Source organism: Burkholderia sp. AcTa6-5 (assembly GCF_017815075.1).
Taxonomy (GTDB): Bacteria; Pseudomonadota; Gammaproteobacteria; order Burkholderiales; family Burkholderiaceae; genus Burkholderia; species Burkholderia sola.
The window spans coordinates 142171-168100 of the sequence record NZ_JAGIQE010000004.1 but is presented as its reverse complement, the minus strand read 5'-3'; the positions used below and the strand labels follow the sequence as shown (position 1 = coordinate 168100).

The following is a 25930-nucleotide window of genomic DNA, read 5'->3' as shown; positions in this document are numbered from 1 at the left end:
GGCCGTCATGGACCTCTCCTCGACCAAGCCCGTCGGCCCCGCCGACCGCACGGTGCGCCCGCGCATCTGGGCGATGGGCATCAGCCGGCTGCGCGAGCTGTTTCGCGAGATCGCCGGCGAATTCGACGAACGCGCGGACGTGCGCATCGTCACGCGCGCCTATGAAGATGCGCTGAGCGCGATCGCCGAGGCCGGCGCCGCGCGGCCCGACGTGATCGTCGCGGCCGGCTCGAACGGCGGCTTCCTGAAAACGCGCGCGCAGGTGCCGGTGGTGGTCGTGTCGCCGACCGGCTTCGACGTGATGCAGGCGCTCGCGCGCGCGCGGCGCGATGCGACGCGGATCGCGCTCGTCAGCGCCGGCGAGACGCCGCCCGAAGTGCGCCGCTTCGTCGCCGCGTACGGCCTCGACGTGCAGTTTGCGTCATATCAGTCCGCCCAGGAAGCGGAAGCCTGCGTGCACGACCTGCGCGATCGCGGCATCGAGACGATCGTCGGCCCGGGCCTCGTCACCGATCTCGCCGCCAGCGTCGGCATGGGCGCGGTATTCCTGTATTCGCATGCGTCGGTGCGCAAGGCTGTCGAGACGGCGCTCGAAGTCGCGTATGCGACGCACGCCGAGGCGTTTCGCCGCCAGCGGCTCGACACGCTGCTGCAGCACCTGCGCGACGGCGTGGTCGCGCTCGACGCGCACGGCCGCGTCGAAGCGATCAACGAACGGCTCGCATCGGCGTTCGGGGTCGAACCCGCGGCGGCCGTCGGTCGCGCGCTCGTCGACCTGCGGCCCGAGTTGCGCACGCTGCGCGGCGAGGACGGCGACGCGCTCGCGACCGTGCGCGGCGTGCGCTACGTCGTGCATCGCGGGCCGCTGGTCGATCGCGGCGTCACGTCGGGCAGCGTGCTGACGTTCCAGGAATCGCGCGCGGTCGAACGGCTCGATCGCGCGCTGCGTTCGCAGCCGACCACGCAGCAGTTCGCCGCCCGCTACGCGCTCGACGACGTGGTCGGCGCGTCGGCGCCGATGACGCGCGTGCGCGACCTCGTGCGCCGCTACGCGAAATCCGACGCGACCGTGCTCGTGCTCGGCGAAAGCGGCACCGGCAAGGAGATGATCGCGCAGAGCCTGCATGCGCTGTCCGCGCGGCGCAGCTATCCGTTCGTCGCGGTCAACTGCGGCGCGTTTCCGGAAGCGCTGCTCGAGAGCGAGCTGTTCGGTTATGAAGAAGGCGCGTTCACCGGCGCGCGGCGCGGCGGCAAGACCGGCCTGTTCGAGGCCGCGCACCGCGGCACGCTGTTTCTCGACGAAATCGGCGAGATGCCGCCGTCGCTGCAAAGCCGGCTGCTGCGTGTGCTGCAGGAGCGCGAGGTGATCCGCCTCGGCTCGACCGAGCCGATCCGCATCGACGTGCGCGTGATCGCCGCGACGCACCGGCCGCTGCTCGCGGCCGTCGAGGCCGGTACGTTCCGCGCGGATCTCTATTACCGGCTCAACATCCTGAACATCGGCCTGCCGCCGCTGCGCGAGCGCGCGGCCGACATCCCCGCGCTCGCGGCGACGCTGCTCGTGCAGGCCGCGCGGCGCGAGCCGCGTCTCGCCGACCGCGTGCGCGACGCCGACGACGCGCTGCGCGTGCTCGCCGCGACGCAAGCGACGCTCGCGCGCTACCGCTGGCCCGGCAACGTGCGCGAACTGCAGAACGTGGTCGAGCGGATCGCGGTGGAGCTGGCCGAGGAAGTCGACGAAAACGATCCGGCCGCCGCGTGCGCGGCGCTCGCCCCTGGCGCGCTGCAAGTGATCGCGCCCGAGCTGTTCGCCGCGCCGCCCGATGCGGCCGGCGCCGGCGGCGACGATGCACGGACGCTCCACGCGCGGCGCCGTCGCGCGGAAGCCGACGAGATCCGCGCGGTGCTCGACGCGTGCGGCGGCGACCGCGATCGCGCGTGCGCGATGCTCGGCATCAGCAAGACGACGCTGTGGCGGAAGTTGTCGGCGAAATAGGTTCCGTCCGCGCCGTCATTCGGCCTTGTGATAGTGGCGATACGCCTTCGCGCGATTGCCGCACGACGACATCGAGCACCAGCGTCGGCTGCCGTTCTTGCTGTCGTCGATGAACAGCCACTGGCATGCGTCGTTCGCACAGCGCTTGACCTTCGCGAGCCGCGCGCCGCCGAGCAGGTCGATCGCCGACCAGAGCACCGGGCTCAATAGGCGCGCGAGCGTCGCGCCCGACGCGTCGATCCGCCACGCATAGCGGCCGTCGACGCGCGCCAGCGCAACGCGCGGCGATGCTTCCACCAGGAAGCCGCCGAGCAGCGCGAGATCCTCGGCCTGCGGCTCGCGCTGCTCCGCCTGCGCGTGAAAGAGCCGGTATAGCGCCTCGCGCAACGCGAGCGCCTGCGCGAGCATCGCGGGTTCGTCATTCTTCTTCAGGTTCAGGTATTGCTCACGACACGCGTCGGCCAGCCCGGCCGGTACGCCCGCCTGCTCGCGGCACCACGCGAACAGGTCGTCCATCGTGCCGAAGGTTTCCGTCGGTGGGTCGCTGCCGCGCCAATACAGCGTGTTCGCGAAATCGAGGCTCAACGTTTCGGGCGCCGCCGGGATCAGGCAGTCCGTTGTGACGGAAGGTTGCGTTTTGCTCATGACGCGATCGTATCTAACCACCATGCCGGTTGACAAGCGTCCGAGCGATTTCTAACATAACCGGCATGGTGGTTAAAAACTGGTTGGCCGCACCGATGCCGGTTCAATCCAAGGAGACACAGATGATCGATCGCTTTTCGTTCAGCGTTATCCACACCTCCACTGGCCGCAGGTACGACGACAGCACGCTCGGCGCGCTGCGCTACAAGCGGCTGGCATGGTGCCTGTAAGCAGGTTTGCCGCACTGACGTCCCCCTCAGTTCAAGGAGCCACAGATGATCGACCACCTTTCGTTCGGCGTTGCCCACATCGATCGCAGCCGCACCTTCTACGACAGCGCGCTCGGCGCACTCGGCTACAAGCGCCTGTATAGCGACGACGGCGCGCTCGGCTACGGCACGACCGAGCCCGAGCTGTGGTTGCAGCACGCGGCCCGGCCTGTCGTCGCCGATCCCGATTCCGGGCTGCACCTGTCGTTCAAGGCCGCGTCGCCGGTCGAGGTCGACGCGTTCTACCGCGCCGCGCTCGAGCACGGCGGCAAGGACAACGGCGGGCCCGGCAAGCGCGAGCACTACGGCCCCGGCTATTACGCGGCGTTCGTCGTCGACCCCGACGGCTATCGGCTCGAAGCGCACTGCGAACTCGACAACGTCGTGTGATCCGCTTCGTCCGGACGCGCACGAGCGACAAGGGCCCGATTCCGCCTCGCGCGGAATCGGGCCCTGGTTTTTGGCTACGTCGTCGTTCGCTGCGCGCGGGTAGCTGCATCCTCCAGCCGGTCCGCGCCGCGCACGCGCTTATTGTGCGTGGCGTGTGCTCTGCAACTGCTCGCCGAGTCCTTCGATCCCGAGGCGCACCGTTTGACCGGCCTTCAGGTATATCGGCGATGGCTTGATCCCCATCCCGACGCCCGGCGGCGTTCCGGTCGTGATCACGTCGCCCGGCTGCAGCGTCATGCAGGTCGACAGATACGCGATCAGCTGCGCGACGGTGAACACCATCGTGCGCGTATTGCCGTTCTGATAACGATGGCCGTCGACGTCGAGCCACAGGTCGAGACGCTGCGGATCGGGCACTTCGTCGCGCGTGACGAGCCACGGGCCGATCGGGCCGAACGTGTCGAAGCCCTTGCCCTTGTCCCACTGGCCACCGCGCTCGATCTGCCATTCGCGCTCGGATACGTCGTTGACGACGCAGTAGCCCGCGACGTAATCGAGCGCGCGCGCTTCGTCGACGTCCTTGCACTTCGCGCCGATCACGACACCCAGTTCCACTTCCCAGTCGGTCTTGACCGAACCCTTCGGGATGTCGATGCCGTCGTTCGGGCCGCAGATCGAACTCGTCCACTTGCCGAACACGACCGGCTCCTTCGGCACCGGCATGCCGGCTTCGGCCGCGTGATCGGCATAGTTCAGGCCGATGCCGATGAACTTGCCGACCTGGCCGACGCATGCACCGATGCGCGGCTCGCCGGACACGAGCGGCAGCGTGGCCGGATCGATCGCGCGCAGCCGCGCGAGACCCGCGTCGGACAGCACATCGCCGGCAAGATCCGGCACCTGCGCGGACAGGTCGCGAATGCGGCCGGCTGCGTCGAGGATGCCGGGCTTTTCCTGGCCGGACGGGCCGTAGCGAAGCAGTTTCATCGTGCTTAACCTCTGTTGTCGAATGGGACAGGATACCGGCCGACGCGGCCTTTCGCAGCCACGCGCCGGACTGGTCGTCGATCGTCGATCGTCGATCGTCAATTGCACGCGTCGGCGCCGCGTGCGGCATGCCGTCGACGCGCGAGCGTCGCGCGGGCGCAGCGATCGTGGCGCCGTACTGCAGTACGGCACGCATCGAACGGGCGGCCGCCGGTCTGCGCATCGGCGACGACGGCCCGGCATCCGCGACGCGTGCCGGCCCATGCCGGCCGGCTGCACGCGCGGCCGCGCCGTCGCTGGCCCGCAAGCCTTTGTACCACCGGTCGCGCGCCGTGAAATGACACGCGACGGATACCGACTATTGGTGCGACTGCCGAAGCTGCTTCGCAACACGCGCCGCGCCCACGTTGATCGACCGGCCGTCATGCGCAGGCGCGCCTGCCATCGAGGCATGAATACTGGCTATTCGGGGTGCCCCTGTCATCGAAAACGTTTGCCCATCCGTTCTTGTCGGGTAATGATCGGTAAAAAGACGCTGCATTGCACACTGTATGTTTATTGCTAAGCTCGTACGGACGGCTTTCATTGCCATACGCGGAGCAGAACCGGCCAGCGTGCGTCGCCCACCGATCGACGGTAATCCCCCAACTTCACATCGACAATGCAGACAACCAACGACCCGCTTCCCGGCTGCGACGCACGGGAATCGATGGCCGCTCTTGATCGCTATCGCGCACCCGCGCTCGACAAGGGCCTCGACATTCTCGAACTCCTGTCCGAGCAGAAGGAAGGACTCACCCGCACCGAAATCACGAAGGAACTCGGCCGCAATGCGAGCGAAATCTACCGGATGCTCGAACGCCTCGTCGCGCGCCGCTACGTGATGCGTTCGACCGGCGGCGATCGCTACACGCTCAGCCTCAAGCTGTTCGCGCTTGCGCACCGGCATCCGCCGATGAACCGGCTGATCGCCGAGGCGCTGCCGCCGATGCAGCGCTTCGCCGATGCCGCCGAGCAGTCGTGCCACCTGTCCGTCTACGATCGCGGCAACCTGCTCGTGATCGCGCAAGTGGACGGGCCCGGCCCGTGGGGCGTGTCGGTCCGGCTCGGCTCGCGCGTCGGCCTCGCCGACACGGCGTCGGGGCGCATGATGCTGGCGTTCCAGAGCGCCGAGCAACGCGCGCACATGCTGGCCGAGCATCGCAAGGTGAAGGGCGAAGCGCCGCTGAACGAGCAGGAACTCGCGAACGCGTGCCAGTCGATCCGGCAGTCCGGCTATCTGCGCCAGGACAGCCGCCAGGCGTACGGCGTGACCGACCTGACCGTGCCGATCCTCGGGCCGGCCGGCCATGCGATCGCGGTGCTGACGTGCCCGTACATGCGCCGGATCGATGCGCACCTCGCGCCGTCCGTCGACGTGGTCGTCGACGCACTGCGCGGCACGGCCGCCCGTCTGTCGATGTGCCGCACGGAGACCTGCTGACACGCGCGGGTTCCAGGCAACGCGCACAGGCCGCGGCGCAGCGGCGCCGGTTCCGGTCCCGCATCCACGATGCCCGTGCGACGCCCGATGCGCGATGCCGCATCGGGCGCCCGCGGCGCTACGCTAGAATAGCGGCCCTCTCAAAAACTACGGCGGCCGGTTGTCGCGGCCGTCGTGTCCGATGGATGTCATGGCCAAACTTCTGAACGATCAAGAATTCCAGCGTTTCTCCGAACTTCAGCAGAAGCAGGCAAGCTTCACGATCACGCCCGAGGAAGCGGACGAGCTGCGCGATATCGTCGCGCGCGCGCAGAAGAAGCGCGACGATCGTGCCGCCGCGATGCAGGCGATCGAGAACTACATCGAGCAGTTCGGCATCACGCCTGACGAACTCTTCTCGCCCGAGCAGATCGGCGACGCGGCGCGCACCTACGGGCTCATCACGGCGACCAAGAAGGAACGCACGCTGCCGCCGTCGATCACGTTCAACGGCAAGCCGTACCAGTGGACCAAGACGCTTCCGGACGACGTGCGCGGCGCACTGTTCGACGCGTTCACGGCCGGCGAGTCGGTCAAGCGCTTCATCGCGATGCCGAAAGACACCGCGCGCTGTGCGCTGACGATCGCCCGCCTCGAGCGCGAAACCGGCGCGGTCTACGCCGATCCGCACCTCGAGGAACTCGCGATTTCGCGCGACCAGGTGAACGACGCGGCGTCGAAACTCGCTGCGTGAATGTGACCGCGGGCACGGTTCCTGCGTGCCCGCACCCGCGTGTCGCGCCGGCATGGGCCGGCGCCACGCCCACGGGAGCCGTGCGTTCGCATGCTCCCGTAAAAGCTCACCTCGGCATCCCGCAAGCACTCACCGCGGCCTCCCGAAAAGTCTCACCCAAGGCCCCTGAGACGCTCGCTGACGTCTCCCGAACGTCCTCACCGATCGCTCCCGCAAGGGCTCACCGACACGTCCCGAAAAGACTCACCGGCCTCTCCCGCAGGTGCTCACCGGCCGTTCCCGGGAAGGCTCACCGAACGCTCCCGTATCGGCTCACCACGCTGTCCCGGAAAAGCTCACTCGCTGCTCCCGAAAAGTCTCACCTTGCTGATGGCCTTGAATTGGCGAGGCCGGAATACGGCCACGAACATGGACATGCACGTCGCTCGAAACGGCTGCGGAAGGTGGCCATCGCAGCCCACTGCATGCGTCTCCGGACACCGTGCGTGCGGCGCGATATCGCCGCGATCGACAGATCCGACATGTTGGCAGACGTTTCACCGCACAGATTGATTTGGAGTTATTTGCATTCCTGATTGAATTCGCAGCATGGCGACACATTGCAGCATCGGCGCCATGCGCTGCCCTCGGCGTCGAACCACGGACCGACGCCTACGGCTGTAACTTCATCCTGAAACCCACGACGCCGGGCTCCTCCGTCGTCGACACCGCAAACCCGCACGCTTTCGCGAGCGAGATCATCGCCGAATTCTCGCGCAGCGCCTCGCCGACCATCCACGCGGTGCCGCGCGAGCGTGCGTAATCGATGATGCGAGTCATCAACAACCGGCCGAGCCCCTTGCCCTTTTGATCGGGTCGCACCGCGATCGCGAACTCCGCCGTCTCGTTGTCGGGATCGGCGACCGCACGCACCACCGCGAGCGTGTGGTCGCACCCGGACATATCGGTGAACGACACGATGAACGCCATTTCGCGGTCGTAGTCGATCTGCGTCATGCGCGCCACCTGCGAATGATCGAAGCTGCGCACCGCGCCGAAGAAACGCATCCGCAGATCTTCCGGCGTCATCGCACCGAGCAGTTCGTTGTGGGCGGCCTCGTCCTCCGGACGGATCGGACGGATCGTCACCGTCTCGCCACGCCACTCGAGCGTCTGCTCGAGGTGTCGCGGATACGGCATGATCGCGAGCCGGCTGCGCCCCGAGGCAAGCGTGATGCGCGGCGCGATCACCCAGGCGCGGTCGGACAGCACGCGCAGCGTGACCGACATCGCGACGACTTCGCGCACGTCGCAGACGACCTGCGACAGGGCCGTCAGCGCGTCGAGCGTCGGCTCGACACGCGTGCTGCGCGCATACGGCGAGCGCTCCATCACCGCGCGGGCGAGCACCGTGTTCAGCGGCGGCAGGCCGTAGACGACAAACGGTGCCGATACGCCATCGGCCGGTGGCACGGCATAGCGAAACACCGGACCGAAGTTCGAATCGTCGTACATGTCGACCGCGATATCGACGACCTTCTTGCCGGCCGGTTCGTCGGGCTGCTCGCCCTGCAGACCGAAACGGGACAGCCAGTGCAGCGCGCCCTCGCCGGCCAGTTCATGCTGACCGGCTTCGACCAGCCGGCGCGCATCGGCCTGGGCGGACGCCACGCACTCGGCCGGCTGCAGCGGCGTGCCCTCCGGCGTCTGCATCAGCAACTGGCGCCCGAGGTTGTAGTCGACGAGACGCGCATACGCGCGTGCGAGCCGCTGCGGCGTCGTGTGCACCGGAATGCCGTTCGCGTGCAGCGCATCGCGCGTCGCCGCGTCGACCGCGCCGAAGAAACACGCGAGGATGCCGCGATGCGCGTACTGCCGCGAATCGATCAGCGTGCGCGCGACCGACTCGGCCGGCGCGCTGTGCGAAGTGGAATGAACGACGAACAGCGTGCCCGTCTGCGGAAACGGGGCGAGCGCCTTGATCGCCGCGGCAAAGTGCTCGGGGCGCGCATCGTCGCCCAGCGCGAGCGGATTGCCGGGCGCCGCGAGATGCGGCAGCGCGGCCGCGACGGCCGACGTTGCCGCGGGCGACCAGTCGGTCAGCACGTCGCGCACGTCGGCCACCGCATCGACCGCCAGTTTCGCCACGCCCGCATCGCTCGTCACGAGCGTCGCCGCGCCCCGCGCGGTGACGCGGCCGACGCCGAGCGTCTCGATTTCGTCGAGCAGATCGTCGAGCGCATCGACGCGCACCATGCCCGCGCGCTGGAATGCCGCCGTGTACAGCGCGTCGCCGGGATCGGCACGGCCGGTGCGCAACGCGAGTACCGGCTTGTTACGTGCGGCCGCCCGCGCCGCCGACATGAACTTGCGCGCCGCGCGCACGGTATCGAGTTCGAGCAGGATCGCGCGCGTGCCGGGATCGCTTGCCAGATAGTCGAGGACGTCGCCCGCATCGACATCGGCTTCACTACCGAGCGCGACGACGTGCGAAAAGCCGAGGCCGCGCGCATCGGCCCAGCCGAGCACCGCGTTCGTCAGCGCGTTCGATTGCGACACCCACGCGACGCCGCCCGATCGCGCCGTATAGGCAGGCGCGCCGAAATGCGCATGCCGCGCAGGCGACAACACGCCGAGGCTGCCGGGCCCGACGATACGGAGCACGAACGGCTTCGCCGCCTTCAGCGTGCGATCGACCGCGACGCGATCGGCATCGGTGCGCGCGTCGCCGACGATCACCGCGACGCGCGTGCCGAGTTCGCCGAGCTTGCGCACGATGCCGGCCCAGGTCGCGGGCGGCGTGCAGATCACGGCAACCGACGGCGGCGTGGGCAGCCGGTCGACATCGGAGACGACCGCATGCCCGTCGAGCTCGCGATATTTCGGATTGACCGGCCACACAGGCCCCTGGAACGCGCCGTCGAGCACACGCGACCACACCATCGCGCCGATACTGCCGGCGCGTGACGACGCGCCGACGACCGCAACGGACTTGGGCTGGAACAACGCATCGAGATGGCGAACGGTCACATCGGCTCCCTGCGGTGACGAAAGACGACACGATCGGCATGCGGCCGGGCAGGCCGTGCGCCGATCGACGCGAACCCCAAGCATAGGCGAACCGCTTGCGACTGCCTATATGCCGAACGGCCGACTATTCGACGGGTGTCAACGCCCGCACCATGGACCTGCAACACATACGGCCCGGCATCGTAGCGCCGCATGCACGAGGCACGCCACGCGGCACGACGCTGCAGCCGTTTTCTCAAAGGTGAGGATTTACAGGAGCCATGGTGAGTATCTTCGGGAATCGCACGACACACCGCATCCGCATGCGAAAGGTGATGAAAATCCGCGTGATGCATGCACCGCGAAAATCGCACATGCCAATGCGCATGCATTGCGCCATTACGCGGTTGTTTACGGGAATTACCGGCAACATGCAGCCGGATCGCGGCGAATTCGCAAAACGGGATCTGTTAATTGCGCGGCATTGCACTTCAATTCGTCGGGGAAAATCGCGTGACGATTGCGCGAAAACAAAACGGCGCGAAGGCCGCATGGCCGTTCGCACCGTCAGTCGGCACACGAAAGGTGAGGATTTCCGGGAGTCAGTCCTTGATCAGGAAACGTCCGCGGTTCTTGCCGAGCCATGCCGGCGCCCGCCCGCGGCCACTCCACGTTTCGCCCGTCTTCGGGTTCAGGTACTTCGGCGGCAAGGTGCGCTTGGGCTTCGCGGCGGCATTGGCGGCGGCCGATCCTGCCGGGCGAAAACCGAGCTCTTCGGGCGTAATGTCGTATTCGTCGATTTTCGCGCGGATATGCGCAATCGCGTCGGCAATCGCCTTTTCACGTTCCTTGTCGATCTTTTGCTGAAGCCGTTCGAGCTGCGCGCTCAGTTGCCTGTAGGTCGCCATATGGATGGGACTCCATGAGTGTTATTCGTGAAAAACAAGTGACTCAAAGCAAACGGAAAAGCGCTTTGCCCGATCGTGTCTCCTCAGCCGGTCATTTCGGGATCAATAACCGCTTTTCTTCTTGCATGCGAAGAGAAGGTTTCGCACGGCGTCATCCGTGGATTGCTGGATCACGTCGAAATCCCCGTTGCACATGGCCCGGGCATTGTCCGTGCAATTGCTCCAGTCGCTGCCGGTGCATTGCACCTGAGTGGTCGGGCGCCCATCCGACGTGAACAGCGGAGCACCGCCGCCGCACCCGCCGAGCCCTGCAACCAGAGCCAACATCACGGCCGCCCGAGGCCACCGACAGACCGACGCAAGCATGTGTTTCATTATTCTTCCCGTCAACCTTTTTTTGAATGTCGCGAGTATGCCATGGGCTGCCCTTCGGCCGTCAGTCCGGCGCGCGGTCGGGTTGGCCGCGCGCCTTGTACGGCAAGCGCTTGCGCGGATCGTCGGTGATGCGAACGAAAACCTGCTCGACGTCCGGAAGCGCCTCGAATTCGCGTTGCAGCGCGTGGCGATCGAGCGTCGTATCCGCGCATCCTTCGACGTAGATGAAACGTCGCTGCACGGTGATCCACAGGCTCGTGCCGCGCAGGCGATCGGAGCCGGCGAAGTGCGCCTTCGCCGCATCGGCGATCGACGCGTCATACATATACGAGTTCGGCTTCGTGCAGCGATGGGCGAGCCAGCAGGTCGTGCCGCGCTCGGCGCGGTAGTGCGCATCGTCCGTCATCTCGGCGCGCGTCATCCACGGGCCGAGCGGCAACGGGCATTCGGCGACGTCCTGCGACAGCGCGACGAACGGATCGTTGTACCAGTTGCGCCGCGCGTCGGGCGCGTCGGCATCGCCCGACTGCGCGAGCGCGGCACTCGCCAGCAACAGGGTCAACCACCCTGCGAAGCCGATCCGCTTCATCGTGACCTCCTGTTCGATGCGTTACATCGGGCCGCATCGGCGTCGCCGAACGGCCTAACGGCCAATACCGAGCGCGGCCAGTTTCTTGTACAGCGTCGCGCGGCCGATGCCGATGCGCGCGGCCGCTTCAATGACCTTGCCGTCACAAGCCGCCAGCGCATCGCTCAGGAACTGGCGCTCCCACGCCGCCAGTGCATCGGCATACGAAGCGGCCGGCGCCCCGGAGGCCGTCGACGCATCGCCCGCACGCTGCTCGGCCGGCACCGCGGCAACCCGCTGCGTTGGCGCCGCGCCGTCCGCCGAGATGCGCACCGGCCCGAGAAACGGCGCGAGCGCGCGCGCATCGATCACCGAACGGTCGGACAGCATCAGCGCGCGCTCGAGCGTATTGCGCAACTCGCGCACGTTGCCGGGCCACGGATACGCGCACAGCATCCGCAGCGCATCGTCGGTCAGCTCGCAGTGGGCGGCGCGCCCGTGCTGCGCGGCCAGTTCCTCGAGCGTCGCGTAGACGAGCGCCGCGATGTCGGATGCGCGTTCGCGCAGCGGCGGCGCATGGATCGTCAGCACGTTCAGCCGGTAATAGAGATCCGCGCGAAAACGCCCGGCCGCCACGAGCGCCGGCAGGTCGGCCGACGTGGCGGCGATGATGCGCACGTCCGCGCGCACGATCCGGTTCGAGCCGACCGGCTCGAACTCCTTGTCCTGCAGCACGCGCAGCAGCTTGCCCTGCAACGGCAGCGGCATGTCGCCGATCTCGTCGAGAAACAGCGTGCCGCGATCGGCCAGCTCGAACTTGCCGACGCGGCCCTTGCGATCGGCGCCGGTGTACGCGCCGGGCGCCGCGCCGAAGAATTCGGTTTCGAGCAGCGTGTCGGGGATCGCGGCGACGTTGACGGTCACGAGCGGCTGGAGCGCACGTGCCGACGCCGCGTGAATCGCGTGGGCGAGCAGTTCCTTGCCGGTGCCCGTCTCGCCAAGCAGCAGCACCGGCGAATCGACCTGCGCCGCGCGGCGCGCCTGGCGCTTGGTCTCGAGGCTCGCGGCACTCGTGCCGACGAAGCTCGCGAACGTGTATTTCGCGCGGCGCGCCTGCGCGAGCGAGCGCTGCGTCGCGATCAGTTGCTGCTGAAGCTGCGCATAGCGGGAAAAAATCGGCGTGAGCGTCTTCAACTGATCGAACAGCGCGAAGCCGATCGCGCCGACCGTCTCGCCGGCCTCGTTCTTCAACGGCAGGCGCGTGACGACGAGCGGCTCGCGGCCCGTCTCCATGATGTCGAGCAGGATCGGCTGGCCGGTCGATACGACCTCGCGCATCAGGCTGTTCGGGATCACGGCCTCGCAGTCGAGGCCGACGGCCTGCTGCGGATCGGCGAAACCGAAGCGCGCCGCGTAACGCTCGTTCATCCACACGACGCGCGCGTCGCGATCGACGACCACCGTGCCCGCACTCGAATCCTCGAAGGTCCGGAACAGCGACTCGGCGGCGCGCCGCAGCACGTCGCCGTAGTTGACGGGCAGGCGGGCCCAGTCGTTCATCATCGTGTCGTCGTCTCCGTATATCGTCGGCCGGCTGTCTCCGGAACGGGACGGATTATCTCACTCCGGAGACACACCGCAACGCGTTTTCCGGGAAAGCCCTGCACGATGTCGAGGGTTGGCCGGATGGCCGAAACGTCTCCAGATGGAGACGTTTTATGTAGAATCGTCAGACTTGGACCGGCGCGGGCCCGCCGGCCGCCGGCGGACCCATGTCCGGCGGCGCAATCCGGCCGATGGCACGAAACCTGCACGAACCTGAGTTGGTCCGCGGCGCATCGCGCGATCGAACAACAACCAAAGCCATTCCAAGCTTTTAGGAGACTCCCTTGTCTTTCGTGATCGTCCTCGCCGCGCTGGCGTTCCTGATGTTCGCCGCGTATCGCGGCTACAGCGTGATCCTGTTCGCGCCGATCGCCGCGCTCGGCGCGGTGCTCCTGACCGAACCCGCCGCCGTCGCACCGGTCTTCTCCGGCATCTTCATGGAGAAGATGGTCGGCTTCGTCAAACTGTATTTCCCTGTCTTCATGCTCGGCGCCGTGTTCGGCAAGGTGATCGAACTGTCCGGGTTCTCCGAGTCGATCGTCCACGCGGCGATCCGCTACATCGGCCGCTCGCGCGCGAATGCGGTGATCGTCGCGGTGTGCGCGCTGCTCACCTATGGCGGCGTCTCGCTGTTCGTCGTGGTGTTCGCGGTCTATCCGTTCGCGGCCGAACTCTATCGCCAGAGCAACATCCCGAAACGGCTGATGCCCGGCGCGATCGCGCTCGGCGCGTTCTCGTTCACGATGGATTCGCTGCCCGGCACGCCGCAGATCCAGAACATCATCCCGACCACGTTCTTCAAGACGACCGCGTGGGCCGCGCCCGCGCTGGGCACGATCGGCTCGCTGTTCATCATCGTCGTCGGTCTCACCTATCTCGAATGGCGCCGCCGTTCGGCGATGGCAAAGGGCGAAGGCTACGGCACGTCGCTCGTCAACGAGCCTGAGCGCGTCGAGGCGAAGGCGCTGCCGCATCCCGCGCTGGCGATCCTGCCGCTGATCCTCGTCGGCGTGTCGAACTTCGCGTTCACGAAGCTGATCCCGCAGTGGTACGGCGCCGCGTCGTACACGGTCGCGCCGGAAGTGCTGCCGGGCGTGCACGCGCCGGTCACCACGTCGATCAAGACGGTCGTCGCGATCTGGTCGGTCGAGGCCGCGCTGCTGCTCGGTATCGTGCTGGTCGTGCTGACCGCGTTCAAGCGCGTCAGCGGCCGTTTCGCGGCCGGCTCGAAGGCCGCCGTCGCCGGCGCGCTGCTCGCCGCAATGAACACCGCGTCGGAATACGGCTTCGGCGGCGTGATCGCCGCGCTGCCGGGCTTCCTCGTCGTCAGCGACGCGCTGAAGAGCATCCCGAACCCGCTCGTCAACGCAGCCGTGTCGGTCAGCTCGCTCGCGGGTATCACGGGCTCGGCATCGGGCGGCATGAGCATCGCGCTCGCCGCGATGTCGGACCTGTTCATCAAGGGCGCGCAGGCGGCCAACATCCCGATGGACGTGCTGCACCGGGTCGTCGCGATGGCGAGCGGCGGCATGGACACGCTGCCGCACAACGGCGCGGTCATCACGCTGCTCGCGGTCACGGGCCTCACGCACCGCGAGTCGTATCGCGACATTTTCGCGGTCACCATCATCAAGACGCTCGCGGTGTTCTTCGTGATCGCCGTGTACTACGCGACGGGGCTCGTGTAAGCGTCGGCATCGGGCGGCGCTTCATGCGCCGCCTTCCCGTCTTCCAAGATCGGACCGCATGCGCACCGGAACGGATTCCGAAATGCGCATCCGGTCCGATTTCATTTTCTGCCCGTCGAATCAGGCCAGATCCACGCCGCAGCGCTTGCACGCGCGTGGCGGCCGCCCGGGCCATTGCACAGCCTCGCCCCTCACGCGCCCATTGTTACCCGCAGCAAAACACTGCGTTGGGCGCGATCGCATTTTTCGCGCGCCGGCCGCGGCCTACACTGGTTTCAACGTCGCACGGCGCTTCGACGAACGAAGCGCCGCGATTCACCGGAATCGTGGAGGTCCCGATCATGAAGCGCCTGATCCAAGCCGTTGCCATCGCCCTGGCCGTCTCGGCCCCGTTCGCCGCACAAGCGCAGTCGAACCAGCCGCTCACGCGCGCGCAGGTCCACGCCGAAGTCAAGGCGCTCAAGCAGGCCGGCTTCCAGTCGAGCGACTGGTTCTATCCGGCCAGCATCGTATCGGCCGAAGCGAAGATCGCCCGCGAGCACGACGCCGGATACGGCAGCGATCGCGGCGCGTCGTCGGAATCGGGCCGGTAACGAATCCCCCGGCCCGCTCGACGATGCCCCCGCGCGTCGTTACGCCTTCACGGGCTGGATCAGCTTCGCGCACGCCGCCGCCTGCGGATCGCCGGCAGGCAGCTTCCCGCATACGCCGTCGAACTGCTTGACGACCGTCCTGACCGACGCATCGTGCGCGCCGCTGCCGCGCCAGCGATTCAACTGCGTGACGACCTTGGTCAACGCACGCAGGTTCGCGCCGTAGAACGCATCCCGGGTCTTGTCGGCCTGCGCAAGCACACTGGCCGCGATCCCTTCGATGCGCGCGGAATCGTTCGGCGCCAGCTCAACCGCGTTCGCAAAGTAAGTCGCGCCCCAGCGCAGCTTCGTCGCCGGCCCGCTCGCCGCGTCGTACGCCTTGCGATACCAGTCGAGCGCGGCCGCCTTGTCGCCGCGCGCCTTCGCGTTCGCGGCGAGTCCCGACATGAAGTAGTACGGCGTGGACGAACGCGGCAGCTCGGCCTTCAGCAACACATCCGATTCGTCGTACAGCCCCGCGTCGGTCAGCGTGTCCGCGCCTTCGCTGACGAGCGCCTGCCGCTCGTACGCGTTCGCCGCGCCCTGCACCGACGCGGCGATCTGCTTGCGCGCGGTGTCGGCCAGCGCCGGCGCAGCGAGCGGTGCGCCGTTGCGCGCGTCGCCGCGCGCGAGCAGCACGCGGCCGTGCAGCGCCATCAGCCGGTCGATCGACGACAGCGTGGTGTCGGTCGACAGGCGCGCGAGCGCCGTGTCGTACGCGCCGCGCAACTTCGTGCGCTGCGCGTCGTCGCGGCCGAGATACGCGACCACGCGCGCGGGCGCCGCGACCAGCACGTCCGAATCGGCCCGCGACAGCGCGGGATCGTGCAGCACCGTGCGCAGCGAATCGGCGAGCGCGGCCTTGTCGAGCGCGCCGGCCTGCGTCGGGTCGTCCGACGCGGCGACCACCGCCGACTTCAGCGCGAAGCGCGCCGATTCGGCTTTCGCACCCGCCGCCCGCGCGCGTTGCGCGAGCGACTGCAGCGTCTGCGCGACACGATCGGCCGGCACCGGCAGCGCGCCGTCCGTATCCCATGAATAGTCGGCCAGCAGGCGCCATTCGTCCGGCGTCAGCGCCGCGCCGTTCTTCAGCGCGGTCGCGAGCGTCTGCCGCACCGGATGTGCGGCCGTCATCCCGAGCGACAGCGCCTGCATGTAGCGGTCGAGATCGGCTTCGCCGGGCAGCCGCGTCACTTCGGTGCCGTCGGGACGGAACAGGATCATCGTCGGATAGCCGTGCACCTTGAAACGCTCGCCGAGCTTCTGCGCGCTTTCGGTATCGCCGTCGAGGTACACGGGCACGAAGAACGACGAACGCGTCTTGAATGCCTGCTGGCTGAAGATCGTCGACTTCACCTGGTTGCACGACGGGCACCACACCGCGCCCCAGTACAGCAGCAGCGGCTTGCCCTCGCGCTTCGCGAGCGCGAACGCGGCGTCGACGTCGCCGTGTTGCCACGCGATGCCGGGCGGCAGATGCGCACCGTCGGACGATGCGCTCGCCGCCGGGGCGCCGACGGGCGTGGCGGCGGCAAGCGCCGCGCTGGCGGCAGCGAACACGCAGGCGGCGGTGAGACTGCGGAGAACGGTTTTCATCGAAGCGGGTTCCGTTGAAAAAGACGGTTTCGGGGCGATGCCGCGCACGCAACGAGGGCCGTGAAGCGATGACGATGAGGCCGGCCGACGCGCAGCGCCGCGCATGCATCGATACGGAAAAGCGAAGCCAGCCGCAGAGACCGGCAAATCGTTCGACGATACGACGGGTACAGCCGAAGGAAAACGAACGAATTCTCGATTGGATATGACGCGCGGCGGCGTGTGCCGTCACGTCCGCGACGGCCGGCCTTTCATTGCCGCGCCTTGATCCGCGCCATGTGATACACGGACGCATGCACGCCGTCGCGCAACGCGTAATCCGGCGATTCGCCTTCGATGCGGAAACCGTGTTTCTCGTAGAGCGCTATCGCCGCGCGGTTGTCGGTGAACACGGTCAACTCGAGACGCGTGACGTTCAGCCAGTTCTCCGCGAGATCGATCGCGGCCGCGAGCAGCCGGCCGCCGATGCCGCGCCCGTGACGGGCCGCGTCGACCATCATGCCGAGCGCCGCCGCGTGGCGCCGACGCGGATTCGGCTCGGGATGCAGGCCGAGATGGCCAACCACCGTACGGTCGATTTCGGCAACGAGGCTCACGCCGTGCTCGCGCAGGTTGTCGAGCCGCTTCTGCCATTTTTCGAGCGACGGAAACGGCCGCTGCAACGTATTCATGTACACCGCGGGATGCGCGGCGATCTGCCGGATCGCGTCGACGTCGTGCGTCTCGCAGTGCCGGATTCTGATATCGGTCATGGGTGGGCCGGTTCCGAAAAGTCGCGCCAAGGCGCAGGCTGCACAACCGCGCAGCAACGCAACGAGCTTAGCCGATTTCATGCATTTGAAACACGGAGGTCACGCGGCGCCCATCACGTTGCATCCACAACGAAACGCGCGCGCCATCGTCGCGAAATCCGGAAAATTCTGACCGGTCACACCGGCGGCGATCGGTAATTTCTTACCTTCTTCAGCCTCGCATCGCGCTTGAACGAATCGTTGCATGCACAACGTCACGTGCGCGACATGCGATGTCATTTCTTCATCACGTCGACGTCATGTCGCCTCCCTAGACTGGGCGCCGCCCGAGCCCGGCATGCGCCGGGCCGGTGCGTGCCGACACCTGCCCCGCGCATCACGAGCGCGCGGCGCACGGGACCGCGACGACGAGGCCGCCGCATCGGCGCGACGTCGGATGCCGGGCGTCGCGTGTCGGGCGCAACGCGCGCACCACCGCGACGCGCGGCCGACGCACCGAACGCGCACGCATCGGCGATCGTCCCGGGGCGGGACGACGCCCGGGCACGACAAGACGCACTCACGAACGCTCCCACCTTCACAGGATCCGAACGCCATGACGTCACGCCGCAAATTCCTTCAGCAGACCGCCGGCTCCGGCCTCGCCGCCGCCGCGCTGTCCGCATTTCCGCCGAGCATCCGCCGCGCGCTCGCCATTCCCGCCTTCCACGAAACGGGGACCATCCAGGACGTCAAGCACGTCGTGCTGCTGATGATGGAGAACCGCGCGTTCGACAGCTACTTCGGCACGTTCAAGGGCGTGCGCGGCTATGGCGACCGCTTCGCGGTGCCGTCGCCGAACGGCCGCGACGTGTTCTATCAGGCGTACGCGAAGGGGACGCCCGCCGCGACCGTGACGCCGTATCACCTCGACGCGCGCCAGGGCAACGCGCAGCGCGCGGGCGGCACGCCGCACACGTGGGCCGATTCGCAGGCCGCGTGGGATCACGGCCGGATGAACCGCTGGCCCGACGCGAAGACGCCGCTGTCGATGGGCTATTACGACGCGGCCGAAGTGCCGTTCCAGCGCGCGCTCGCCGATGCGTTCACGCTGTGCGACCACTACCACTGCGGGATGCACACGGGCACGATCGCGAACCGCCTGTTCTACTGGAGCGGCACCAACGGCCCGAACGGCATCAGCCCGGCCGACGGCAATCGCGTGAAGATCGCCGCGCTGAACAACCAGTTCAACGGCGGCAACGACATCGGCCCGTCGAGCCAGGGCTGGACCTGGACGACCTATGCCGACCGGCTGCAACAGGCCGGCGTGAACTGGAAGGTCTACCAGAGCCTGATCGACAACTTCGGCTGCAACGAAATGATGAGCTTCCGCCACTGGCGCGCGGCGATCGAGCAGATGCCGGCCGCGCGCCGGCCCGCGTATGTCGCGTCGACCGACATCACGCAGCCGGTGACGGCGGCCGGCGCGTTCTACGACCCGACGATCGACGATCCGCTGAGCCCGCTCGCGAAGGGCTTCGGCAACACGATGCCGTACGGCTTTCTCGAAACGTTTCGCGACGACATCCGCAACGGCAAGCTGCCGGAAGTGTCGTGGATCATCCCGCCGTCCGCGTACAGCGAACACCCGGGGCCGTCGAGCCCCGCGCAGGGCGGCTGGTACGTGCAGGCCGTGCTCGACGCGCTGACGGCGAACCCGGAGGTCTGGAGCAAGACCGTGCTGCTGGTCAATTACGACGAGAACGACGGCTTCTTCGACCACATGCCGTCGCCGGCCGTGCCGTCGCGCAACGCCGACGGCACGCTCGCGGGCGGCCATACGCTGTCGGCCGCCGACGTCGCGGTCGAGTACCACGACTTCGCGCCGGCCACGGCGAGCCAGCCGGCGGCCGACGGCCGTCCGTACGGCCCGGGCCCGCGCGTGCCGATGTGGATCGTGTCGCCGTGGAGCCGCGGCGGCTGGGTCAATTCGCAGGTGTTCGACCATACGTCGACGCTGCGCTTCCTCGAGGCGCGCTTCGGCGTCGCGGAGCCGCAGATCAGCGCATACCGCCGCGCGGTGTGCGGCGACCTGACGAGCGCGTTCAACTTCCGCACGCCGAACGACGAGCCGCTGCCGACGCTCGCGGGCCGCACGACGAAAAGCCAGGTCGACGCGCTGAGCGCCGCGCAGCAAGCCGCGCCGAAGATCGTGCCGCCCGCCACGCCCGCGCTGCCCGCGCAGGCCACCGGCGTGCGCCCGTCGCGCGCGCTGCCGTACGAGCTGCATGCGAGCGCGCACACCGATGCCGGCGCCGGCACGGTCACGCTGAAGTTCGCGAACACCGGCCGCGCCGCCGCCGTGTTTCACGTCTATGACAAGCTGCACCTCGACCGGCTGCCGCGGCGCTACGTCGTCGAGCCGGGCAAAAAGCTGCACGGCGACTGGGCCGCGCGCGCCGACGATGGCGGTAAATATGACCTGTGGGTGCTCGGCCCGAACGGCTTTCACCGGCGCTTCACCGGCGACCTGAGCCGCGTGGCCGGCGCTCGCGCGCCGCAGCCGGAAGTGCGCGTCGGCTACGCGGGCGCGAGCGGCAACCTCCACCTGCGGCTACGCAACGACGGCGGCGGCACGGTGCGCTTCACGGTCAAGTCGAACCAGGTCTATGGGCCGCTGTCCGGGCGCGGCGCAAACGCCGACCACGGTCATGGCCACGGCAACGAAAACGGCAACGGCCATGGCGCCGGCACCGTGTGGACGGTCACGGTGCACGCCGGCGACCAGTCCGAACTGCACTGGAAGCTCGACTCGACCGGCCATTGGTACGACTTCATCGTCACCGCCGACAGCGACGCGAGCTTTTCGCGCCGCGTGGCCGGCCGCGTGGAAACCGGCCGCCACTCGGTCAGCGATCCGGCGATGGGACTCGCCGACCGCTTCTGACACCGCCGCGGCGACACGCGGCGCAGCGCGTGTCGCCGCCCGCGCCGGCATGGCCGCGAACGCCGTTCGGGTACCGGTTCCGGCCGGGCCCGATGCGGCGCAGACGCCCGCCCGGCGCGGCTCAAACATCAGAAGGATCGGTGGTGTAACCCTCTTTTCGTCCCCACGAAAATGCTCCGTGTCGCGGCCCGTTCGCGTTAAACTGCGTCAAGCTGTATTCAACAAAGACATCTTTGCCGCTACGGCACCACGACACGAGGATAGGTTCGATGCGCACTACCGGCTCATCCGGGGCAATGACCCTGCTCACCGAACACGACGCGGCCGACGGCCGCGAACTGCGCTCGCTCCGGCTCGAGGCAACGGCCGACGGCAAGAGCGTGCTGCTGATCGAGGTCGACGAACGCAAGCCGGGCATCCACCGCGAGGTCCGCTACGAGATCACCCCGGCCGAACTGATCGCGGCGATCCGCTCGCACGGCGCCGAGTTGCCCGGCGAAAACCACGGCGCCGCATCGCTCGCCCGCACGCCTTCCTGATTCCGAACGGTGAGCCGCGTGCAACGCGTCGGCTCACCCACATCCCCCTGCCGCCGTCAGGCGCTTTTGCGTCATTCCCGCCGCTGTGTTGAAAAAGGCCGATAATCGGTCCATCTGCGTTTCCCGCCCACGCGTTTCCTTTTCGGCCAGCCGTCATGCTCCGTGACCTCGTCGCCCAGTACGGGCCGCTTCTCGTGTTCGCCAACGTGCTCGCGGCGGCCATCGGCCTGCCGGTGCCGGCAATGCCGACGCTCGTGCTGTTCGGCGCGATGTCCGCGATGCATCCGGCGATGATCGGCTCGCAGCTCGTGACGGTCGTGGTGATGTCCGTGCTCGGCGCGCTGATCGGCGACACGGTCTGGTACGTGGCCGGGCGGCGTTACGGCGGCACGACGCTGAAGACGATCTGCCGGCTGTCGCTGTCGCGCGATACCTGCGTGAAAAAGACCGAACGCTTCTTCGGCCGCTACGGCGTGCGCGTGCTCGCGGTCGCGCGCTTCATTCCGGGCTTGTCGCTGGTGTCGGTGCCGATGGCCGGTGCGCTCGGCACGCGCTATCGCACGTTCGCCGGCTACGACGCGCTCGGCGCCGCGCTGTGGACGATCGTCGGGCTGGGCGCCGGCCTCGTGTTCTATCGGCAGATCGACTGGCTGTTCGCCGGCGCGAGCCGCCTCGGCCGCGCGGTGCTGCTGGTCATCGTCGCGCTGCTCGCGATCTATGCGGCCGTGCGGTGGATGCGCCGCCGTGCGCTGATCCGCCAGCTCGCGAACGCGCGGATCGGCGTCGACGAGCTCGACGTGCTGCTGCGCGACGCCACCGCCCCGGTAGTGCTCGACGTCCGCTCGCCCGAGCATCGCAAGCTCGACCCGTTCACGATTCCCGGTGCGCAGTTCGCCGACGAACGCCAGATCGGCGACATCGTCGCGCGCTATCCGCTCACGCAGAAATTCGTCGTGTATTGCTCGTGCCCGAACGAAGTGACGGCCGCGCTGATGGCGAAGCGCCTGCTCGATGCAGGCTTCACCGATGCGCTCGCGCTGCGCGGCGGCCTCGATGCATGGCGCGATACGGGCCGCCAGCTCACGTCGCTCGTGGAAGAGATGCCCGCCGCGAACGATTCCGTGGCGGGCTGGCACAAGCCGGCGTGATCGCACCGATCGCAGGCCGGCCCGTACGACACCGGGGACGTGCGTCCCCGTTCGATCAGAACGCGTGCAGCGGCAGGTTCACGACCAGACGGTACTCGGTGTTCGTCGCGTCCGAGTAGTGTGCCGAGCCGTTGTGCCACATCGCGATGAACGTGACCTTCGTGTTCTTCAGCTTGCCGCTCTGGAACGTGTACGACGGGATGAAGCCGAACTCGTGGTGACGGCCCTGCACCGGCGCGCCGTTGCTCCAGTAGATGCTCGACTTGCTCGGGTCGTTGGCCGCGCCCGCGCTGCCGTCCGCGCCCCAGCCCGTCACGCCCCACACCATCGCCTTGAAGCCCGGCAGGCCCGCTTCCTTCCCGTAGAACGTGTAACGCAGCTGCAGCGATTTTTCGTGCGGCGCGTTGTAGTCGACGTCCATCGAGTTGGTCAGGAAGATGCCGTTCGTTTCGTTCAGGTAGTCGAAGAACTGATCGCCGAGCACGTGCTGGAAGCCGAGCAGCAGTTCATGCGGGCCGTGCTGCGCGGCGAGCGACAGGCTGTACGCGTTGTTGTTGATCTTGCCCTGCAGCGCATCGCCCGTGTCGTGCGTCGAATAGACGTTGCCGAAGCCGGTCCACTTGATCGTCTGCGGGCTGCCGATGCTGTGCTTCACCGACGCGTAGTACTGGTGCCACACGTCGTCGGCCTGGTTCGCGTACAGCGCGACTTCGCCGTTCGGCGAGTAGTCCCACGTGCCGCCGACGTACGACAGGCGATTGATGCGCGTGCCGCCGTACTGCGTCGTCAGATTCGTGAGCGTCGTATGGCCGCGCGCGTCGGTCTTCGTGAAGCTGCCGGCCTCGAGCATCACGTTCTTGAATTCATTGCTGACGAGCGTCGCGCCGAGGAACGTCGGCGGCAGCGCGCGGTTGTCGTGCTGCTCCATGAACGGGTTGTCGACGGCCTGCAGACCGTACTTGACCACCGTGTTCGAGATGCGCGCCTTGATGTCGTAGATGCCCGGGTACGCCCACGCGAGCTGGTTGCCGCCACCGCCGCCCTTCGCGATGTGCACCATGCTGCCGGCGCCTTGGCCGCCGTCGAGCTTCAGCGCCGCATACAACGACGCGTCGAAGCCGATCCCGATCAGGCCGGTCGTGTAGCCCGATTCGAAGTTCGCCATCGCGCCCTGGACCCACGCATGACGATGCGGCCCGCCCTTGTTGTCGAGCACGTCCGCATAGTTGCGGAACAGGAAGTCGAGATGGCTGTCGGCGATGAAGCCGTTCGATTTCGACTGCGCCGACGGCTCGTCGGGCGGCGTGACGGCCTGGGTCGCCTCGGCGTTGATCACGGCGTTCGGGGTCGTTGCCTGCGCAACCGACGTGCCCGACGCGGCGACCGGTGCGGCCTGCGCGACCGTCAGCGGCGCCGCGTCGTCGGCGTGCGCGACACCCGTCAGCGAGACGCCGGCGAGCGCCGGCAGCCCCCATGCAAGCAGCATCTTCGATGCCGTCCCGATCCTCTTCTGCTTTTTCATCGTAATAATTCTCGTCTTGTGTTGATATCGTCCACGCCGGTTGCGATCCGCTTCCAGCCCCCCGGCGAGCCCGGCTAAGGACGCGCCTGTACCCGCGGCGCGAAGATCGTTCGCGCCGCACCTACCCCTGTTGACCTGCCTTGGTTTTGTTTGCTGCGTTACTTCACATCACGCCGCGCCCGCGCGGATGCACGCGACGCGCGCCGCCGACCCCTGCCGCACTTCCGGCAGCGGCACGTCCTGCGCGCACGCGTCGATCGCGACCGGACAGCGCGTGCGGAACGCGCAGCCGGACGGCGGGTTGAGCGGCGAGGGCATCTCGCCCGCCAGCAGCATCGGACGGCGAGCACGCTCGCGCGCCGGCTCCGGCGTCGGCGCCGCATCGAGCAGCGCCTTCGTGTACGGGTGTTGCGGCACGCCGTACACGTCATGCCGCGTGCCGAACTCCATCACGCGGCCGAGATACATCACGAGCACGCGCTGGCTGATGGCCTTCACCACCGCCAGGTCGTGCGCGACGAACAGATAGGACAACGACAGTTCGCGTTGCAGATCGCGCAGCAGGTTCACGATCTGCGCCTGGATCGACACGTCGAGCGCCGATACGGGCTCGTCGCAGATCACGAGCTTCGGCTCGCCGATCAGCGCGCGCGCGATGCCGACGCGCTGGCACTGCCCGCCGGAAAATTCATGCGGATAACGCAGCAGGTGATGCGCGTTCAGGCCGACGCGTTCGAGCATCGAGATCACGCGGCGGCGCACTTCGGTACGGCCGAGGCCCGGCTGGTGCGTGACGAGCGGCTCGGCGACGACCTGCTCGATCGTCATGCGCGGATCGAGCGATGCGAGCGGATCCTGGAAGATCATCTGCACTTCGCGCCGCATCGCGGTGCCGCGCAGGTGATCGGGCGCCACGGCCTGGCCGCGCCATTTCACGGTGCCGGCCGTCATCGGCACGAGGCCGATCAATGCGCGCGCGAGCGTCGATTTCCCGCAGCCCGATTCGCCGACGAGCCCGACCGTCTCGCCGCGCTTGACGTCGAACGACACGCCGTCGACCGCGCGCAGCGTGCCCTTCGGCGACCACGGATAGCCGCCGAGCGGCACGCGGAAATGCACTTTCAGATTGTCGACGGACAGCAGCGTGTCGTCCGTCGCGCCGGCTTGGCGGCGTTCATCGACGCTCATCGCAGACCTCCCGTCAGATCGGCCAGGGGCCGGTGGCACGCGCGCACCGCGCCCGCGGCGCCATAGGTTTCGAGCGCCGGGCGCTCGGCGCCGCAGCGTTCTTCCGCATACGTGCAGCGCTTCGCGAACGCGCAGCCGGCCGGCGCGGTGCCGGGCATCGGCGGGTTGCCGGGAATCGCGACGAGCGGCGCATCGTCCGCGTCGGTCAGGCGCGGCAGCGCGTTGAGCAGCCCGATCGTGTACGGATGCGACGGCGCCGCGAAGATCGATTCGGCCGGCGCATATTCGACGGTGCGGCCCGCGTACATGACCATCACGTCGTCGGCGAGGCCGGCGACCACGCCCATGTCGTGCGTGATCAGCACGATCGCGGTGCCGCGCTCGCGGTTCAGCTCGCGCAGCAGGTCGATGATCTGCGCCTGCACGGTCACGTCGAGCGCGGTGGTCGGCTCGTCGGCGATCAGGATTTCCGGCTCGGACAACAGCGCCATCGCGATCATCACGCGCTGGCGCATGCCGCCCGAGAACTCGTGCGGATACATGCGGATGCGGCGCGCCGCATCGGGAATGCGCACCGATTCGAGCGCCTCGATCGCGCGCTTGATCGCTTCCTTGCGCGACAGCCTTCGATGCAGCTGCAGCGTCTCGGTCATCTGCCGTTCGATCGTCAGGAACGGATTGAGCGACGTCATCGGGTCCTGGAAGATCATCGCGATGCGATCGCCGCGCACCGCGTTCAGCGCGCGCGTATCCATGTCGAGCAGGTTGTCGCCGCGGTAGCGCGCGGCGCCGGTCGTCGTGCCGTTGCCGGCCAGCAGGCCGAGCAGCGCCATCACGGTCTGGCTCTTGCCCGAGCCCGATTCGCCGACGATGCCGAGCGTCTTGCCGGCTTCGAGCGAGAACGACACGCCGTTGACGGCGTCGATCGGCGGCGCATCCTTGCGCGTGAAGCGCACGCCGAGGTTTTCAACTTCCAGTAGAGCAACCAT

The 25930-nt window shown here is 67.9% G+C and carries 22 protein-coding genes; 9 read left to right on the top strand and 13 right to left on the bottom strand.

The features are described from left to right. Positions 1-7: 7 nt before the first annotated feature. Entirely contained in the window at positions 8-1996 is a 1989-nt protein-coding gene (gene prpR, locus J8I33_RS07720) for a propionate catabolism operon regulatory protein PrpR (protein WP_209925012.1), read from the top strand. 15 nt (positions 1997-2011) lie between these two features. On the opposite strand, the gene J8I33_RS07715 is transcribed toward prpR, so the two are convergent. Continuing rightward, entirely contained in the window at positions 2012-2641 is a 630-nt protein-coding gene (locus J8I33_RS07715) for an ABATE domain-containing protein (protein WP_245171651.1), read from the bottom strand. Positions 2642-2916: 275 nt separating this feature from the next. Here J8I33_RS07715 and J8I33_RS07710 point away from each other — a divergent pair, with 275 nt between their 5' ends. Then, positions 2917-3300, top strand: a complete 384-nt coding sequence (locus tag J8I33_RS07710; protein ID WP_050013351.1) for a VOC family protein — start codon at positions 2917-2919, stop codon at positions 3298-3300. Positions 3301-3438: 138 nt separating this feature from the next. On the opposite strand, the gene J8I33_RS07705 is transcribed toward J8I33_RS07710, so the two are convergent. Beyond that, positions 3439-4287, bottom strand: a complete 849-nt coding sequence (locus tag J8I33_RS07705; RefSeq protein ID WP_050013352.1) for an ureidoglycolate lyase — start codon at positions 4285-4287, stop codon at positions 3439-3441. Positions 4288-4948: 661 nt separating this feature from the next. Between J8I33_RS07705 and J8I33_RS07700 the strand changes: the two genes are divergently transcribed. Further along, positions 4949-5770 (top strand): IclR family transcriptional regulator, encoded by an 822-nt coding sequence (locus J8I33_RS07700; protein ID WP_050013354.1) that lies wholly within the window; start codon positions 4949-4951, stop codon positions 5768-5770. 181 nt (positions 5771-5951) lie between these two features. Next, on the top strand, positions 5952-6503 hold the full coding sequence (locus tag J8I33_RS07695; RefSeq protein ID WP_050013355.1) for a hypothetical protein: 552 nt from the start codon (positions 5952-5954) through the stop codon (positions 6501-6503). Between the two features lie 651 nt (positions 6504-7154). Here J8I33_RS07695 and J8I33_RS07690 read toward each other — a convergent pair. The 5 genes from J8I33_RS07690 to J8I33_RS07670 all read right to left on the bottom strand — a co-directional run bounded on the left by J8I33_RS07690 (position 7155) and on the right by J8I33_RS07670 (position 12905). Next, positions 7155-9512, bottom strand: coding sequence for a GNAT family N-acetyltransferase (locus J8I33_RS07690; protein WP_209934287.1), 2358 nt, complete (start codon positions 9510-9512; stop codon positions 7155-7157). Positions 9513-10093: 581 nt separating this feature from the next. Continuing rightward, positions 10094-10399, bottom strand: coding sequence for an H-NS histone family protein (locus J8I33_RS07685; protein ID WP_124555229.1), 306 nt, complete (start codon positions 10397-10399; stop codon positions 10094-10096). 102 nt (positions 10400-10501) lie between these two features. Continuing rightward, complete coding sequence (locus J8I33_RS07680; RefSeq protein WP_012493616.1) at positions 10502-10774, bottom strand: hypothetical protein; 273 nt, start codon at positions 10772-10774, stop codon at positions 10502-10504. Between the two features lie 61 nt (positions 10775-10835). Then, positions 10836-11363 (bottom strand): BON domain-containing protein, encoded by a 528-nt coding sequence (locus J8I33_RS07675; protein WP_050013358.1) that lies wholly within the window; start codon positions 11361-11363, stop codon positions 10836-10838. 54 nt (positions 11364-11417) lie between these two features. Further along, entirely contained in the window at positions 11418-12905 is a 1488-nt protein-coding gene (locus tag J8I33_RS07670; protein ID WP_209925010.1) for a sigma 54-interacting transcriptional regulator, read from the bottom strand. Between the two features lie 326 nt (positions 12906-13231). On the opposite strand from J8I33_RS07670, the gene J8I33_RS07665 reads away from it, so the two are divergent. Together J8I33_RS07665 and J8I33_RS07660 are read left to right on the top strand one after the other, a co-directional pair. After that, positions 13232-14635 (top strand): GntP family permease, encoded by a 1404-nt coding sequence (locus J8I33_RS07665; RefSeq protein WP_050013360.1) that lies wholly within the window; start codon positions 13232-13234, stop codon positions 14633-14635. Between the two features lie 341 nt (positions 14636-14976). After that, positions 14977-15228: a DUF4148 domain-containing protein gene (locus tag J8I33_RS07660; RefSeq protein ID WP_011694888.1), complete on the top strand. Its 252-nt coding sequence runs from the start codon at positions 14977-14979 to the stop codon at positions 15226-15228. Between the two features lie 39 nt (positions 15229-15267). On the opposite strand, the gene J8I33_RS07655 is transcribed toward J8I33_RS07660, so the two are convergent. The 3 genes from J8I33_RS07655 to J8I33_RS07645 all read right to left on the bottom strand — a co-directional run bounded on the left by J8I33_RS07655 (position 15268) and on the right by J8I33_RS07645 (position 17861). After that, complete coding sequence (locus J8I33_RS07655) at positions 15268-16863, bottom strand: thioredoxin family protein (protein ID WP_209934282.1); 1596 nt, start codon at positions 16861-16863, stop codon at positions 15268-15270. A gap of 251 nt (positions 16864-17114) precedes the next feature. Then, complete coding sequence (locus tag J8I33_RS07650; protein WP_209934274.1) at positions 17115-17615, bottom strand: GNAT family N-acetyltransferase; 501 nt, start codon at positions 17613-17615, stop codon at positions 17115-17117. Positions 17616-17714: 99 nt separating this feature from the next. After that, complete coding sequence (locus J8I33_RS07645; RefSeq protein WP_235356191.1) at positions 17715-17861, bottom strand: hypothetical protein; 147 nt, start codon at positions 17859-17861, stop codon at positions 17715-17717. Positions 17862-18210: 349 nt separating this feature from the next. Here J8I33_RS07645 and J8I33_RS07640 point away from each other — a divergent pair, with 349 nt between their 5' ends. The 3 genes from J8I33_RS07640 (at position 18211) to J8I33_RS07630 (ending at position 22231) form a co-directional block, all read left to right on the top strand. Beyond that, positions 18211-20544, top strand: a complete 2334-nt coding sequence (locus J8I33_RS07640; RefSeq protein ID WP_050013366.1) for a phospholipase C, phosphocholine-specific — start codon at positions 18211-18213, stop codon at positions 20542-20544. A gap of 269 nt (positions 20545-20813) precedes the next feature. Further along, a complete protein-coding gene (locus J8I33_RS07635) occupies positions 20814-21083 on the top strand; it encodes a hypothetical protein (protein WP_050013367.1) in 270 nt (89 codons plus the stop codon). Positions 21084-21238: 155 nt separating this feature from the next. Continuing rightward, on the top strand, positions 21239-22231 hold the full coding sequence (locus J8I33_RS07630) for a DedA family protein/thiosulfate sulfurtransferase GlpE (RefSeq protein WP_050013368.1): 993 nt from the start codon (positions 21239-21241) through the stop codon (positions 22229-22231). 55 nt (positions 22232-22286) lie between these two features. Here J8I33_RS07630 and J8I33_RS07625 read toward each other — a convergent pair whose 3' ends face one another. From J8I33_RS07625 to J8I33_RS07615, 3 genes are all read right to left on the bottom strand, one after another. Next, a complete protein-coding gene (locus J8I33_RS07625) occupies positions 22287-23753 on the bottom strand; it encodes an OprD family outer membrane porin (RefSeq protein WP_050013492.1) in 1467 nt (488 codons plus the stop codon). A gap of 168 nt (positions 23754-23921) precedes the next feature. Next, complete coding sequence (locus tag J8I33_RS07620) at positions 23922-24941, bottom strand: oligopeptide/dipeptide ABC transporter ATP-binding protein (protein WP_050013369.1); 1020 nt, start codon at positions 24939-24941, stop codon at positions 23922-23924. Next, a complete protein-coding gene (locus J8I33_RS07615) occupies positions 24938-25930 on the bottom strand; it encodes an ABC transporter ATP-binding protein (RefSeq protein ID WP_089489888.1) in 993 nt (330 codons plus the stop codon). The genes J8I33_RS07620 and J8I33_RS07615 overlap by 4 nt, the downstream gene beginning before the upstream one ends.